This window comes from Vibrio sp. OPT46 (assembly GCF_015163535.1).
Lineage (GTDB): Bacteria > Pseudomonadota > Gammaproteobacteria > Enterobacterales > Vibrionaceae > Vibrio > Vibrio alginolyticus.
In genome coordinates, this window is record NZ_JADDYG010000112.1 from 1 (window position 1) to 480 (window position 480).

At 35.6% G+C, this 480-nt stretch carries 1 pseudogene; it reads right to left on the reverse strand.

The features are described 5' to 3' along the window. Positions 1-385 precede the first annotated feature (385 nt). A pseudogene (locus IQR33_RS05155) lies at positions 386-480 on the reverse strand (cell division protein ZapC); the annotation flags it as partial.

Here is a 480-nt window from a genome sequence, read left to right on the forward strand (position 1 = left end):
CCACTCAAATGATCTAAAACTTTCAACATCTTTAGTTTGAATGTTTTTCATTCATGAACGTATTTTGTTTCCTTTAGAAGAAGTGAATACTTATTTACGCTCATTTTGGTATATACCAGTGTGGATTGATTGATGTAAATTACTTACAAATACCCTTTATAGGGGAATAAATAGGGTTGTTTTAGGCGCTAGGTTGCCTAGTTAAAGGAGTAATCAAATTGAAATAAGTAAAATAAAAGTGACCAGCTTCATGTTTGCATGCATAGAAAACAAACAGTTTCATGGTATTTCGGATTGGAGTGTCAGAGGAAAGGACAAAAAAAATCGACCCACTAAGGTCGATTAAGGCAAACAAAGGAACGAAATAAAGAAAAATTAAACAGCTTTAACCCACCATTGCCATAGGGGTCATTGCAAAGAGGTGGTTTGCACAAGCCATGCGATCATGCATTACTTTAATCGGCTGCCCAAATTGAAGCG